This window comes from Streptomyces sp. NBC_01352 (genome assembly GCF_036237295.1).
GTDB classification, from domain to species: Bacteria; Actinomycetota; Actinomycetes; order Streptomycetales; family Streptomycetaceae; genus Streptomyces; species Streptomyces plumbiresistens.
In genome coordinates this window covers 1,015,395-1,030,121 of the sequence record NZ_CP108354.1, presented here as the reverse complement: position 1 = coordinate 1,030,121, position 14,727 = coordinate 1,015,395, and the positions used below count along the sequence as shown (strand labels likewise).

The window sequence follows — 14,727 nt, the reverse complement described above, 5'->3', positions numbered from 1 at the left end:
TTCGGCACGCGCCGGACGCAACGGTGGTCGCTGGCCGGCAGGGTTCCTCGGTCGCGGAGTTGTGTGCGTGGGCGCGCTGGGTCCGGAGGGGGTGGGCCGACTGCGCGCCGTGACCGTGGGACCCGGCTCTTCGACAACGCGTCGGCGCCGCAAGGGCGGTGGTCGGCCGTCAAAGGGCTCGGGCCGCAGAGACATTGGGCGCCGGGGCGCCGACAGCTACCAATGGGACAGGTTTCAACGGCCGTTGCTCGGCAGTGAGCCGTGAGTCAGAGGGGCCGTAGCGACCAGTGAAGTGCGCCCCACCGGGGAGCGGGCAATCGAGTCAACGATGTTTCGATACACCGTTGACTCGATTGCCCGCCGGGTCTAGCGTCGGCAGGACACGGCACGCGAACAGCACTCGGCTCACGCACCCCCTCTTCCTTCCGAGGAGCGGAATCCGTGACATCCCAGCCCCGTTTCAAGCCCGCCGCGCAGACCCCGCAGCCCGCCCACCCGCACCGGTGGCGCGTCCTCGCGGTCCTGCTGGTGAGCCTCCTCCTCGTCGTCCTGGACACGTCGATCCTGAACGTGGCCCTGAAGACGCTCGCCGAGCCGGCACCCGTCGGCCTCGGGGCCACGCAGAGCCAGCTGCAGTGGTCGATCGACTCCTACACCCTCGTCTTCGCCGCCCTGCTCTTCACCACCGGCGTGCTCGCCGACCGCTGCGGACGCAAACGCACGCTGCTGGCCGGGCTCGTCGTCTTCGGCGGCTGTTCCGTGTGGTCGGCCTACGCCCACAGCGCCGACGAACTGGTCATCGCCCGGGCCGGGTTGGGCGTCGGCGGCGCCCTGGTGCTGCCCGCCACCCTCGCGATCATCATGGCCGTCTTCCCGCCCGCCGAACGCGCCAAGGCCATCGGTGTCTGGGCGGGCGCCGCCGGACTCGCCGTCGCGCTGGGCCCCATCGCCGGCGGTGCGCTGCTCGAGCGGTTCTGGTGGGGCTCGGTGTTCCTGATCAACCTGCCCATCGTGGTGATCGGCGCCGTCGCCGCACTGTTCGTCGTACCCGAGTCCCGCGATCCCGAGCGCACCGGCTTCGACCCGCTCGGCGTCGCCCTCTCCGTCGCCGGTCTGGCCATCCTGGTGTACGGCGTGATCCGGGGCGGCGAGTCGGACGACTGGGCGGACGCCACGGTCTGGGGGCCGGTGCTCGGCGGCCTCGCGGTCCTGGCCCTGTTCACCCTCTGGGAGCGCCGCAGCGCCCGCCCCGCGCTGGACCTCGCTCTCTTCCGCGACCGTCGCTTCTCCGCCGCCGTGACCGTGATCGGCCTGGTCTTCTTCGCCCTGCTCGGCGCCACCTTCTTCCTGGTCTTCTACCTGCAGAGCGTGCGGGGATGGAGCCCGCTGGAGGCCGGCTGCCTGCTGCTGCCCCTGGCCGTGGCCCAGCTGGCGTTCTCACCACCGGCCACGCTCGCCGCCAAGCGCGTGGGGCTGCGGCCGGTGTGCGCCGCCGGCATGCTGCTCACCTCGCTCGCCTTCCTCGCCGTGGCCACCATCGACGAACACACCGAGGTCTGGGTCATCGAGTCCGTCCTGTTCGTCATGGGCGTCGGCATCGCCTGTGTGATGCCCCCCGCGACCTCCGCCGCGATGTCCGCCGTGGCGCAGGACAGCGCGGGCACCGGAGCGGCGGTCAACACGACCTTCCGGCAGGTGGGCGGCGCCCTCGGGGTCGCGGTCCTCGGATCGGTGCTCTCCGTCGCCTACCGTTCGCGGGTCGAGGACCACCTGACGCCGCTGCCCGCCCCGGTCCGTGACACGGCGCAGGAATCCGTCGCCGCCACCCTCTCCGCCGCGGAGAAGCTGGGCGCGCCCGGCTCCGAGCTCGCGGCCCACGCCGTCGACGCGTTCGTCTCGGCCATGCACGTCACGTCCCTCGTCGCCGCCGGCGTCACGTTCCTCGGCGCTCTCGTCTGCCTGCTGCTCCTGCCTTCCCGTACGGCCGCCGGTACGCCCGGCGCCGAGGAGGCGACCGCGCTCAAACAGGTCCACACCACGGAGGTCTGAACCGTATGCCGCCACACGTCGACCGTCCGGCGGCCGCCCCGGGACACACTCCCCGGGGCGGCCGCCGGCGCGACCCCGCCGCCGACCGGGCGATCCTGGAGAGCACACTCGGCCTGCTCAGCGAGGGATGCAGTTTCGGCGACCTGTCCATGGACCTGGTCGCCCAGCGCGCGGGCGTCGCCCGGGCCACCATCTACCGCCGCTGGCGCAACAAGGAGGACCTGGTGCTGGCCGCGCTGAGCACCCTCGACCTCCCCGTGCCGCCGCTGGACGGACTCGGCCTGCGGGACCAGCTGGTGGCCCTCGTGGACCAACTGCGCCACCGCGGCCAGGACACCAACCTGCACCGGCTGATCGGCAGCCTGCTCGGTGAGGCGGTGCGCCGCCCCCAGCTGGTGGAGCGGTTCGAGGACACCGTCGTCGCCGCACGGCGCGAGGCCATGCTGAGGGCGCTGCGGGACGGCGTCGCGAGCGGTGAGCTGCGTGCCGACCTCGACCTGGACGACGCGGTCGAACTGCTCGTCGGGCCGATGGCCGCCCGGCTGATTCTCCGTCAACGCCCCGTGGAATCCGCGGCGTTCGCCGAGTCGATCGTCGACACGTTCCTGAACGGCACCCGCACGACCCGCGCCGGGACAGGCTCCGGCACGGCACCGGAGCACCTCCCACCACCACAGGAGCCGCTGCCATGAAATTCCTCTTCGACGACCCCGCCTTCGACTACCAGGCACTGCGCACCGCCGGTTACGCCGACTACGGCGGAGCGCAGCTCGGCGAGGTCGTCGCGGTCGCCGCACACATCCCCGACGGCGACACCGGGGCCTGGCGGCACGCGTGGACCACTCTCGCCGAACGCGTCCACCGGCTGGGCGCCGCCGCCCGCGCGGAGGGCCGCTCCGTCGACGCCCGCGCCGCCCTGCTGCGGGCGCACAACTACTACCGGACCGCCGAGTTCTTCCAGCGCGAACAACCACGGGACGCGGAGGCGCTGCGGCTGATGCGGCTGTCCCGGGAGACGTTCGCCGACGCGGCCGAACTCATGGACCGCCCCCCGGAGTTCGTCCGCATACCCTACGAGGACACCTCACTGCCCGCCTACTTCTACCGGGCGGACGACTCGGGCGAACCCAGGCCGACCATCATTCACCACGGAGGCCTCGACTCCACCGTCGAGGAGGGCTACTTCTTCGTGGCGGCGGCGGCCCTCGCCCGGGGGTACCACTGTCTGTGCTTCGAGGGACCCGGGCAGGGCTCGGTCCTGCGCGAGCAGGGGCTGGTCTTCCGTCCCGACTGGGAAAACGTGGTCACGCCGGTCGTGGACCACGCGCTGTCCCTGCCCGGAGTGGATCCCGACCGTCTGACGCTCGTCGGCACCAGCCTCGGCGGTCTGCTCGCGGTGCGGGCCGCGGCCTTCGAGCACCGTCTGGCCGGCTGCGTCGCGCATGACGCGGTCTGGCAGCTGGGCGACGTCGTGGGATTGCCGCCGTTCGTCCTGGAGTGGGTCGAGCAGGGATGCGACGACTTCGCCGACCCGGTGATCTGGGGGATCGCCGCCCAGCAGACCTTCACCCGCTGGCTGCTGCGGCAGACGCTGTGGACCTTCGGCGCGGACACTCCGTCCCAACTGCTGCGCCGGCTGCCCGCGTTCGGCCTGTCGGAGGTGATCGGCCAGGTGCGCTGCCCGGTGTTCGTCCTCGACGCGGAGGAGGACCTGTTCTTCGCCGGTCTGGAGCACGCGAAGAAGGTGTACACGGGGCTCAACTCGCCCAAGACGCTGTATGTGTTCACGACGGATGAGGGAGGTGGGGCGCACTGCCACTCGGGTGCGATGCGGCTGTTCCACGACCGGCTCTTCTCCTGGCTGCTGGAGACACTCGGGGCGGACCGGCAGACGGCGGCCTGACCGGCGGCCCGCCCTCCCGGCGGTGCCGCCGCGGCATGCTGCCGGCCCAGGCGGCCCAGGCGGCCCAGCCGCTCACCCGTGGGCCGGGCTCCTGGCCGAATGCCATTCCGCGGTCCGGTTCACGGTGGCAGGTTTATCTCCGGCGGCTCGGTTCCGGGCCGCCGGATTTTCATTCCCCTTAATGGCTGTGTAACGGAACGGACTGGCATCATGCAACGACCTCGCATAAGCTGCACGGCATAGCAGTAAACTGCTGTTCGTATGGCGCCCCAGACCTGGGGTCGGACGGGGGAACCGGAATTTAGTTGAATGCGTTTCGCGCATTCGGGGGGTTGTCGTGTCCCTGTCCTGTTTACAGGCTGACCACGCGCTTCGCTATGAGCTGCTGGGGCGGCTGCGGGTGTCCCGCGGCGGCGTCGACCTGACGCCCGAGCAGCCCAAGCTCGCAAAACTGCTCGCCCTGTTGCTGATCAGGGCGGGGGAGACCGTACCGGGGGACAAGCTGGTTGCGGAACTCTGGGAACAGGGTCCGCCGCGCTGCGCCTTCGCGAGTCTGCGCGTGTACGTCTCACAGCTGCGCAAAGTCCTCATTAATCCTCGAGGAACGTCTCCGATCGCCACGACATCACCGGGATACATTCTGGATGTGAGCGGCGACACGACAGACTTTCAAGTTTTCGAGACGCTCTACATCCGTGGCCGAGAACGGTACTGCGCGGCCGATTTCATGCATGCCTCCGAACTTCTCCGCAGAGCGTTGTCCCTATGGCGGGGCCCCGTTCTGGAGGGAATTCAAGGGTCGTTGGAAATTGAATCTTTCGTGGCTGTGCAGGAGGAAAAACGGCTGAATTGCACCGAGCTCAGCATCGACTCCGCACTGGCCCTGGGCCGCCATCACGAGGTGATCGAGGACCTGAAGGGCCTCCTCGTCCAGCATCCGCTGCGGGAGCCGTTCTACCGCCAGTTGATGGTCGCCCTGTACCGGGCGGGCCGTCAGGGGGACGCGCTGGGGACGTACCGCAATGCTCGCCGGGTGATCAAAGAGGAGCTCGGAGTCGAGCCGGGCCCCACCCTGCGCCTCGCCCACGAGGCCATACTCAGAGCGGACCCGGCCCGCCTGGAGGCGGCCGGCGTCATTCCCGCCATGCACTGACCGCGGGGTGGCGCACTCACGGTCGCTTTATACGGCATTTGCAGTGGCTCAACTGTTCGTGGCTAAGCTGCCGTTGCCCCCGCACCAGGCGGGGAGAGCCGGGTGCCGCGCGCGGCCGTGTACCGGCGGGCACCGGCCACGGTGCCGTGACCGTGGCCCTGGTGCGGGTCCGGGCAGACAGCCGAACCCGTGCCGCCCCGCCCGCCACTGTGCGTTCTCGCCCCTTGCTCACCTCACTCGTGCCGTGTGCCACGCGCCGTAAAGAGGAGGCCTCATGACCGGTGTCTGAACAGCCCTCCGCTCGCTGTGCCTGATGGATCCTCCGCCGTGCCTGATCGGATCCTCCGCCGTGTCGGCGGAGGACCGGACGGACGCCCGGTCCAGGTGGCCCGTCCACCGGCCCTGTGCTCCGGCAGCCTGGTGTCATCCGTCCCGTTCGGGGCATTCGGGAACTGGCTGGATCTGTTGCGATCGAGAGCGATCAGGCATGGAGGCACTGCAGAGGCCCGGCATTCTGACGGCGGCGCCAGAGAACGAAACTCGTACGCGCGCGGCGACTCTCGTTTCGCCGGTCAATTCACACAACGAGTGGGACCCGCTGGAGGAGATCATCGTCGGGCGCCTCGACGGAGCGACGATCCCCTCCGGTCATCCCGCCGTGGGCGGCGCGGGTGCAGGGACGGGTCGCCGGGTTCAGATACCCGCGCCTGCTGATCGAGCGGGCGCAGTATGAGCTCGATCAGTTCATCGCCCTCCTGCAGTCCCTCGGTGTCACGGTCAGGCGCCCGGACGCGGTCGACCACAGGAGACGCTTCGGCACCCCCGACTGGTCGTCGCGCGGGTTCTGCAACACCTGTCCGCGTGACAGCATGCTCGTGATCGGCGACGAGATCATCGAGACGCCGATGGCATGGCCGTGCCGGTATTTCGAGACCCACTCCTACCGCACGGTCCTCAAGGACTACTTCCGGCGCGGTGCGCGCTGGACGGCCGCGCCGAAGCCGCAGCTGACCGACGAACTGTTCGAGGCGGACTTCCGTGTCCCCGAGGCAGGCGAGCCCATGCGCTACATCCTCACCGAGTTCGAGCCGGTCTTCGACGCCGCGGACTTCGTACGCGCGGGACGCGACCTGTTCGTCACGCGGAGCAATGTCACCAACCGCATGGGCATCGACTGGTTGCGCCGCCATCTCGGGCCCGGCTATCGCATCCACGAGATCGAGAGCCGCTGCCGCACGCCGATGCACATCGACACGACGTTCGTCCCGCTCGCGCCCGGCAAGGCGCTGGTCAATCCGGAATACATCGACGTCGACCGCCTGCCCGAGGTGCTGAGCTCGTGGGACATCCTGATCGCCCCCGAACCCGATCCGATCGATGAGCGCCTGCTCAAGATCACCTCGCTGTGCGGCAAGTGGCTCAGCATGAACGTGCTGGTGATCGACGAGAGGCAGGTGATCGCGGAGCGGCACCACACCGGCATGCTGCGCGCGCTCGAAGCGTGGGGGTTCGAGCCGATCCCGTGCGACCTGCTGCACTACGCGCCGTTCGGTGGCTCGTTCCACTGCGCGACACTCGACATCCGCCGGCGCGGCACGCTCGAGTCGTACGGTCCCGATTGATGTCGAGGTGACCTGACGTCACCAGTCGAGATCCCTGTACTCCTCCGCGGGTACGCCGATGTCCGAGAAGATGTCCCATGCCTGCTGCCTGGCAGGGCCGGCGGCAGCGTCCTTGGTCCTGTGGAGGGCGCGGCCGAGGACCATCAGCGTGCGGGCTTCGCCGAGCCGGTGGCCGGTCTGACGGTGTATCGCGAGTGTCTCCTGGCCGAGGGCGATGGCTGTCGCGTACGACGACTCCGCCTCCGCTATCCCGCACAGGACGGTCAGGGCCTGCCCCTCCACCACGCGGAACCCGTGATCGCGTGCCAGGGTCAGTGCCTGCGCGGCATGGCTGCGGGCCTCGTTGTGGTGACCCAGTTGCTGGTGTGTCAGGGAGAGGCCCAGGACGCTGTCCGCCTCGGTACGTCTGTATCTCGCCTCGCGGGCCAGGGTGAGAGCCAGCCTTCCGGTCCGCAGCGAGCGGTCGAAGTCCGCCTGCTTTTGATGAGCAGTGGCGACCGTGTTGAGGATGCTGGCCTGAATCCAGCGTCGCCCTCTCTCCTTGACCATGGCAAAGGCACGTTCGGCCTGTTCCAGCGCCTCTTCGTGGCGGCCGAGCTCGATGTTGATCTTCGCGACGGCGTCGAGCATCATGGCGCGGTCGTTGCGGTACCGGCCCCGCGCGTCAGTGCTCACCTCGGGACCGAGAACGTCAAGGCCGTCGGCCAGACGGCCGAGCTCCCAGTACACCCAGCCCAGGTTCTGCAGAGCCAGGCTGTTGTCGTTCCAGCCGATCTCCGCATTCCGGCTGATGGCCAGTTCGAGCTGATCGGCAGCCTCGCGCAGCTGGCCCAGATCCCGACAGGTCACGCCTAGGACGACCAACCCCAACGCTTCAAGATGACGGTTTCCGGTTTCACGTGTGATCCGCAAGCCGGTGGTGACATGCGCGTGGGCACTGGCGAGTCGCGCCATACTCCATTCCGCTTGGCTCGTGCCCCCGAGGGCCGCTGCCTCGCCCGTCGCCCACCCCAGTTCCCGGCTGATGTCCCCTACGCGCGCGTGATGATCCAACGCCTGCTTGACGTGACCCCGGTCGGACCGGAGCAGTCCGAGACTGCTGTGCATGGCTGCCTGACCGAACAGGTCGCCTTCGGCGATGGCCGCGTCCAGTGCCGTCTGTGCGACGGCCTGCCACGTCGCCCGCGGCAGATGCAGCCAGAAGTAGCCGAACAGTGCGTTGGCCAGGTGCCAGGCGCCGGGGCGGGGACCGTGGCGGCCGACATGGTTGATGAGGGCGAGCAGATTCGCCCGCTCCGCCTCCAGCCATTGGTCAGCTCCGGCGGCGGACGGCATGCCCGGCCGGCCGGTGTGGCCGAGGTCGCGGGGGAGTTCAGGGAAGAGCCACGTTCCGGCGGTGGCACGAGTGGCGTTCAGGTACCAGATCAGGACGCGTTTCAACGCGGCGTCACGATCGGCCGCTGTTTCCTCTGCTTGTGCACGCTCCTGCGCGTACTCGCGAAGGAGATCATGGAAGCGGTACCGGCCCACCGTCTCGGGTTCGATGAGGTGGGCGGTGGCCAGGGCGCCGAGCAGGCGGCGGCCCTGGTGCAGCGGTACGTCCATGAGGGCTGCCGCGATCTCGGCGGTGAGCTCTGGTCCGGGGAAGAGGCCGAGAAGGCGGAACAGCCGGCGCGCGGCCGGAGCCAGAGCTCGGTACGACGCCCAAAAGGCCGTGCGCAAGGGGGAGTTCTCGTCCTCGTACGGCTCCAGGGCCTCCAGCCGTTTGCCTTCGGTCATCTCAGTGACCAGCTCGGCCAGGCGCAGGCCCGGATCGCCCGCCAGTCGCGCGGCGGCCACGCGCAGCGCCAGTGGCAGGCTGCCGCACAGCCGGATCAGTTCGTCGACCGCGAGTGGTTCGGCGCAGAGCCGGTCCGCGCCGAGTGCCTCGCTCAGCAGTGCGCGGGCCTCGGCCGGCTGGAGGAGGTCCAAGGGCAGGGCGTGTGCCCCGTCGCGGGCCACGAGATCGCCGAGCCGGTTGCGGCTGGTGACGACGACGCAGCAGGAGGGGGTGCCCGGAAGCAGCGGGCGTACCTGCTCCGCCGAGGCGGCGTTGTCCAGGAGGACCAGCAGTCGTCGGTCGGCCAGCAGAGTGCGGTACACGCGTGCCTGCGCCTCGGCGTCCGCGGGGATCTCGGACGCCGCGAGCCCCAGGCTCCGCAGCAGTAGCTCAAGGGCTTCGCCGGCCTTGAGTGGCTCGCGGTCGTGATCGAATCCGTGCAGGTTCACGTACAGCTGGCCGTCTGGGAAGCGGTCGCGGACCTGGTGTGCCCAGTGCACGGCCAGCGCGGTCTTGCCGATGCCGGCGGCTCCGCCGATGGCGGAGATGACCACCGTGTTCGTCGGCCCCGTGCCGGGCTCGGCCGGGAGCAGCCCGTGCAGTCTGGCGAGTTCCTCGGTGCGGCCGGCGAACCCCGCGGCATCGTGGGGCAGTTCGGCCGGGGCGGGCGGCGCGCTGTCGCGTGGCGGGTGAGCGGATGGCTCCGGCGGCCCTGGTCGCATCGGCGCGGCTGCTGCCGGGTCGTCGCGGAGATCGAGCTGGGAGGGTGTGTGCGCGGGAGGCGTTGCCGGACCGAGGAGGCAGGTGTCGTCCTGGCGCAGCACCGCCTCGTACACCCGGCGGAGCTCCTCACCGGGATCGACTCCGAGTTCGTCGCGCAGGCGTACGCGCACGTCCTGGTAGGCGTTCAGCGCTTCGGCCTGACGTTCGCAGCCGTACAGCGCCCGCATGCGCAGGGCCAACAGCGACTCGTCGTACGGATCGGACGCGGACAGCGCGGCGAGGTCGTCCAGGGCATCGGTGAACCGGCCGAGCAGGACCAGAGACTCGAGCCGTGCGAGCCGGAGCGTTCGCCGGCGCTCCAGCAGCCGCTCCCGCTCGGCCTGCGCGTACGGTCCGGGCAGGTTGGCCAAGGGCACGCCCTGGAACAGTGCGAGCGCTCCGGACAACTGGTTCGTCGCGGCGGCCAGGTCGCCGAACGCTTTGGTGCGCAGTGCTTCGTCGCCCCGCTCGGTCAGGTCCGCCACATCGAGCCGGACGTCGTCGGCGAGGAAGCGGTACCAGCCCTTGCCGCTGCGGATCAGCGACTCCGTGGGCCGGGTGCCTTCGGCGTCGAGTGCCCTGCGCAGCGGGTTGACGTGACTGGCCAGCACCTTGTGGCCGGACCCGGGCGGCTGTGACCCCCACACCGAGTCGAGCAGTTGGTCGTGGCTCACCACGGCCCCCTGCCGGAGCAGCAACGCGGCCAGCACCGCCTGCCGTTTGACAGGCCCCAGATCCAGGGGTGTTCCGCCCTGCCAGGCCCGTAACGGCCCGAGCACCTCGATCCGAAGCCGCCGAGGAGTTCCCCCGTCCACCGTGAAGCCTCCGCTCCCGTACATCACCGGAATTTCATCAGCATTGCAGCACCCTCGCCCATCGTGACGGACACGACATCGCACAACCCGCACAACTGAAGGAGAGCCCCAGTGACCGAAGTGGAGTGGGTGGCCACCGCGTTGGCCGCAGGGTCGGCCCCCGGGCTCACGGACTCCGGGCGCGGAACCGTCCACGATCTCTACGCCGCGCTGAGAGAGGCGGTCCGCCGACGGTTGGCCGGGAGCGGCGGCAACTGCGGGGGCGGCGGCTACGGCCTACGGGTGCTGGACGCGTACGAGACGGACCCCGACGTGTGGCGGACCCGGCTGCTCCAGGTCCTGACGGCCTCCGGGGTGGAGACGGACGAGGAGATCCTCGGGGCGGCCCGCGCCGTGCTGCGCGCGGAGCGCCGGACGGGGTCCGTCACCGCGGACGCCGTCGGGTTCCGGGAGGTGCTGATCGGGGACGGCAGCACACGGCACACGGCGTTCGGCCGATGACGCAGGGGACGACTCGAGCCGGAACACCGAGACGGTTGCCGCTTCCTACGGCGTGACGTGCGTCGGCTGATGGCTTGCCGCGAAGGCGGCTCGCCGGACCAGGGCGTACGAGCGGGTCGTCTGACGCATGGCCAGGGTCTGCAGGGCGAGTTGGAGGCCTCGCCCGACGTCGGCTCCCACCATGAGCCAGAAGTCGGCGGCGTGGTCTGCGTACGCCTCCGGATGGCGCAGCACCAGTTCGTCGTAGCGCTGCGCCGCACGGTCCCGCCACTGCCGGGCCTCCTGGTGCCGGCCCGCGACGCGGAGGGCGAGCGCGAGATGGGAGGCGTACTCGGGGTCGTCGCTCGTCTCCACCAAGGCGCGCAGGCGGGCGACGGCGGCCTCGGGGTCTTCCAGCAGGAGGTCGACCTCGGCGAGGTGACCGGTCGCCGGGGCGTAGCCCGGCACCCGGCGCCGGGCCGCCTCGAACCACGCCCGGGCGGTGGCCAGGTCGCCCTCGCGGTCCATGCCCGGTCCGCCGGCCCGGACGGTCCCGGCCGGCCCGGCGGCGGGGGCCGACCGGCCCAAGCGGACGCCGGCCGCTACGGGCACGCTGGACATGTGGGGTGTCTTCCCCGCACCCGCGGCCCGACCGGACCCTGCGTCGGTGTCACGCGGCAAAAGCGCCAGACCAAGGGAGAACGATCATGAAGGGCTTCGTCTTCCACGGCTCCGGACGATCCGCCTGGGAGGAGGTTCCCGATCCGGGCATCAAGGAGGCCACGGACGCGATCGTGCGCGTCGACGCCGTCACCATCTGCGGTACGGACCTGCACATCCTCAAGGGCGACGTGCCCGAGGTGCGCCCCGGCACGGTGCTGGGGCACGAGGCGGTCGGCGAGATCGTCGAAGTCGGCGGTGACGTGCGTACCGTGCGGCCCGGGGACCGGGTTCTGGTCTCCTGCATCACCGGCTGTGGCCGGTGCCGGTACTGCCGGGAAGGGATGTATGGCCAGTGCCGCGGTGGTGGGGGCTGGATCCTCGGGCACCTGATCGACGGCACCCAGGCCGAGTACGTGCGTGTGCCTTATGCCGACCTGTCCGTACACCCGCTGCCGGGCTCCCTGGACAGTGAGCAGGCCGTTCTGCTGGCCGACATCTTTCCGACCGCCTACGAGGTGGGCGTCCTCAACGGACGCGTGCGGCCGGGAGACACCGTCGCCGTCGTGGGGGCCGGCCCCGTAGGGCTGGCCGCCATCGCCACGGCCCGCCTGTTCGCCCCCGAGCGGGTCGTCGCCGTGGACCTGGCCGCCGGCCGGCTGGAGGCCGCCAAGGCGCTCGGCGCCGACACCGTGGCCGACGCCCGCGAAGCCCCCGAGGACCTGATCGCCGACCTCACCGACGGGCTGGGAGCCGACGTGGTCATCGAGGCGGTCGGCCTGCCGGAGACCTTCGAGGTGTGCACGCGGATGGTCCGGCCCGGCGGGCACGTGGCCAACGTCGGCGTCCACGGCAAGCCCGCGACACTGCACCTCGAAGACCTGTGGATCAAGAACGTGACCATCACGACCGGCTTGGTCGACACCCACTCCACGCCCACACTCCTGCGGATGGCGGCCGCCGGCCGGCTGCCCACGTCGCAGCTGGTCACCCACACCTTCCCGATGGAGCAGATGGAGGAGGCGTACGACGTGTTCGCCCGCGCCACCGACACGGGCGCGCTCAAGGTGGTGCTCGGCGGACAGCGGCACGACGCGCTGGCTGTTCCCGCCGCGTGAGACAACGGCGTGAGAGGACGAGGAGGCGAGAGCCGTGTTCGACCAGGCCTCACCACAGACGAACGCACGGACCGGACGGGCGCGGGGCGACCTCGGGCGCCGTCTCGTCCGGCGCCGGGCGGAACTCGGCCTGACGCTGCGCGCGGCGGCCGACCGGGCGGGTATGGCTCCCAGCTACCTCCGGTACCTGGAGAACACGCCGACCGCTGCGCCGGGGCAGGGCAGCCTCCTCCGGCTTGCGGGTGCCCTGGAAACCAGTGTCACGGAGCTCACCGGTGGCAACCTTGATCTGCCGCCCGGCCTGGGCCAGGCCGCCCGGCACCCGGAGCTCGTGGCGCTCAGCGCCGAGGAATGCCGCAGGCGGCTGGCACGGCACGGGGTGGGCAGACTCGCGGTGATCACCGACGAAGGGCCGACGGTCCTGCCCGTCAACTACGGCGTCGTCGACGGCACGATCGCTTTCAGGACTGCCCCCGGCTCCGCGCACGCCCAAGTCCTCGGCAGCCGGGTCGCGTTCGAGGTCGACCACATCGACGAGGCGCTCAGCCGGGGCTGGAGCGTGCTGGTTCGCGGCCGGGCCCGTGCCGTGACCGATCCGGACACCGTACGCCGACTGGCGGACCAGGTGCACAGCGCGCCCTGGGCAGGCGGTCGACGCGACCTGTGGGTGTGCGTCGACCCTGTTGAGATCACCGGCCGTGAGATCGGCGAAGGCTCCTCGGGCGGCGGCGGGTGAGCGATGCCGGGCCCCATCGGCCGGGGCCTGTGGTGGACTTGGAGGCATGGAAGCGCGAGTGGTCGGAGTCGACATCGGCTCGGTGGCTCTGGGCAGGTTCGCCTGGGCCGCACTCGACGTACCGGAGCTGTCCCTCGCCGGGCAGGGGTCCGACCCCGAGACGGCGGTGCAAGCGCTGAACACATACCTGACGTCCGGCGGCCGGGCCGCACTCGTGCTGGAGGCGCCCATGTCCGTACCGGTTCCTTCGACGGATCGGGCGGACGGGTGGAAGGCGCTGGGCCGGGCGCGGTCCGGCGAGGGGAACCGCCCCTGGTCCGCGGGTGCGGGCGCGGGTGTCCTGGCCACCGGTGTCGCGCAGGCCGCGTGGATGCTGGGGCGCCTGGCAGAGGTGGCTCCCGGCACGACAGCGACCACCCAGCCGGACCGGTGGACGGCCGCGCACGGACCACGGCTGCTTCTCGCCGAAGCGCTGGTGTCCGGCACCGGCAAGCCCGTGCCGACGGCGAGTGGCCCGCACGCGGCCGACGCGGAGGCGGCCGCCCGCGCCCTGGCCGAGCGGCTTGAAAACCTTCCGGCGCTGGCCTCCGACGTACGCTGCGCCCCACACCGACCGTTCAACCTGCTCGCCGCCGGCGCGATGTGGGCGCGGCTGGACATCCGTCCGGACGAACTCCACATGGACGTGTCGGTCCTGCGCGCCCGTCCTCCGCGTCCCTCTGCGGGTCGGGACGACGCTGTGCGCGCCGCGTCCGCGGACGGGCACGTGCAACAGGAGTAGCCGGCGGCGGCGCCGGGCCGTTCTCGGGCGCACCGCGTGTGCGGCCCGAGCCGATCGTCCGCAGATCCGGGGCCGTTCTCCGGCAGGGGCGGGACTGATGGCCTTTCCCCGGCTGGCGTCGACCGGCCGACGATGGGGTGCAACCGCTGCATCACGTGAAAGACGGTTGGCCATGTATCCCAATGACGGTTTCCGCGAACTCGACCGGCAGGAGTGCCTGCGCCTGCTGGCGAAGGTGCCTCTCGGTCGCATCGTCCACACGCGTCAGGCCCTGCCTGCCGTCCTCCCGGTCAACTTCTGCCTGGACAAAGACGGAGCGGTACTGCTGCGATCGTCGGCGGCCTCGGAACTGGTTCGCGCGGTCGACGGCGCGGTCGTCGCCTTCGAGGCCGACGAGGTGGACGCCGTCACGCACTCCGGCTGGAGCGTCGTCGTCACCGGCCGGGCCGCGGTGGTGACCGACCCGGCCGAGTACGAGCGGTTGTCCCGGATGGGCCCGCGCACCTGGGCACCCTCGCCCGAGGAGGTCTTCCTGCGCATCGAACCCGAGCTGGTCACCGGACGCGAGCTCGTCGGCGGCCGCACGCAGTACGGCGTGCACCTGAATTCATGAGGACGTGAGGACCTGACGAGTACCGGCCGTGTCGGCGCCCCCACCGTCCGGCCCCGATCGAGGCCACCCGCGAGGCCGACACCACGGTCGCGGTGCCGACACATCGCCGACACATCGCCGACGGATCGCCGACGGGTCAGGGGACACCTCGGGACCAGGGGTGGGCCGGTTGGCCCTGTCGGTACCCGGTGGACCGGCCGAGGGTGGAAGGCATGG

11 protein-coding genes and 1 pseudogene are annotated in these 14,727 nt (G+C 70.9%); 10 read left to right on the top strand and 2 right to left on the bottom strand.

What is annotated here, in order from left to right; genetic code table 11:
• The first annotated feature begins 441 nt into the window (after positions 1-441).
• The 5 genes and pseudogenes from OG252_RS05040 to OG252_RS05020 all read left to right on the top strand — a co-directional run bounded on the left by OG252_RS05040 (position 442) and on the right by OG252_RS05020 (position 6,727).
• Positions 442-2,049 carry a DHA2 family efflux MFS transporter permease subunit gene (locus OG252_RS05040; RefSeq protein WP_329334031.1) on the top strand — a complete coding sequence of 536 codons (1,608 nt, stop codon included), beginning with the start codon at positions 442-444 and terminating at the stop codon, positions 2,047-2,049.
• 5 nt (positions 2,050-2,054) lie between these two features.
• A complete protein-coding gene (locus OG252_RS05035) occupies positions 2,055-2,741 on the top strand; it encodes a TetR/AcrR family transcriptional regulator (protein ID WP_329334029.1) in 687 nt (228 codons plus the stop codon).
• Positions 2,738-3,952, top strand: coding sequence for an alpha/beta hydrolase family protein (locus OG252_RS05030; protein WP_266451679.1), 1,215 nt, complete (start codon positions 2,738-2,740; stop codon positions 3,950-3,952). Before OG252_RS05035 ends, OG252_RS05030 begins: the two co-directional genes overlap by 4 nt.
• Before the next feature lie 337 nt (positions 3,953-4,289).
• The gene (locus OG252_RS05025; RefSeq protein WP_329334026.1) at positions 4,290-5,105 is read left to right on the top strand and encodes an AfsR/SARP family transcriptional regulator; all 816 of its coding nucleotides are present in this window, start codon (positions 4,290-4,292) and stop codon (positions 5,103-5,105) included.
• 487 nt (positions 5,106-5,592) lie between these two features.
• Positions 5,593-6,727 (top strand): annotated as a pseudogene (locus OG252_RS05020) (amidinotransferase).
• Positions 6,728-6,745: 18 nt separating this feature from the next.
• Here the strand turns inward: OG252_RS05020 and OG252_RS05015 are convergent.
• Positions 6,746-10,147: an AfsR/SARP family transcriptional regulator gene (locus OG252_RS05015; protein ID WP_329334024.1), complete on the bottom strand. Its 3,402-nt coding sequence runs from the start codon at positions 10,145-10,147 to the stop codon at positions 6,746-6,748.
• Between the two features lie 87 nt (positions 10,148-10,234).
• On the opposite strand from OG252_RS05015, the gene OG252_RS05010 reads away from it, so the two are divergent.
• On the top strand, positions 10,235-10,624 hold the full coding sequence (locus OG252_RS05010; protein WP_266451682.1) for a hypothetical protein: 390 nt from the start codon (positions 10,235-10,237) through the stop codon (positions 10,622-10,624).
• A gap of 45 nt (positions 10,625-10,669) precedes the next feature.
• On the opposite strand, the gene OG252_RS05005 is transcribed toward OG252_RS05010, so the two are convergent.
• Positions 10,670-11,224 carry a tetratricopeptide repeat protein gene (locus OG252_RS05005; RefSeq protein WP_329334022.1) on the bottom strand — a complete coding sequence of 185 codons (555 nt, stop codon included), beginning with the start codon at positions 11,222-11,224 and terminating at the stop codon, positions 10,670-10,672.
• A gap of 86 nt (positions 11,225-11,310) precedes the next feature.
• Between OG252_RS05005 and OG252_RS05000 the strand changes: the two genes are divergently transcribed.
• From OG252_RS05000 to OG252_RS04985, 4 genes are all read left to right on the top strand, one after another.
• Complete coding sequence (locus tag OG252_RS05000; RefSeq protein WP_329334020.1) at positions 11,311-12,381, top strand: zinc-dependent alcohol dehydrogenase family protein; 1,071 nt, start codon at positions 11,311-11,313, stop codon at positions 12,379-12,381.
• A 34-nt stretch (positions 12,382-12,415) separates the two neighbouring features.
• Positions 12,416-13,117: a helix-turn-helix domain-containing protein gene (locus OG252_RS04995; protein ID WP_266451685.1), complete on the top strand. Its 702-nt coding sequence runs from the start codon at positions 12,416-12,418 to the stop codon at positions 13,115-13,117.
• 46 nt (positions 13,118-13,163) lie between these two features.
• A complete protein-coding gene (locus OG252_RS04990; protein WP_329334018.1) occupies positions 13,164-13,898 on the top strand; it encodes a hypothetical protein in 735 nt (244 codons plus the stop codon).
• A gap of 172 nt (positions 13,899-14,070) precedes the next feature.
• The gene (locus OG252_RS04985; RefSeq protein WP_329334016.1) at positions 14,071-14,511 is read left to right on the top strand and encodes a pyridoxamine 5'-phosphate oxidase family protein; all 441 of its coding nucleotides are present in this window, start codon (positions 14,071-14,073) and stop codon (positions 14,509-14,511) included.
• Positions 14,512-14,727: the final 216 nt, after the last annotated feature.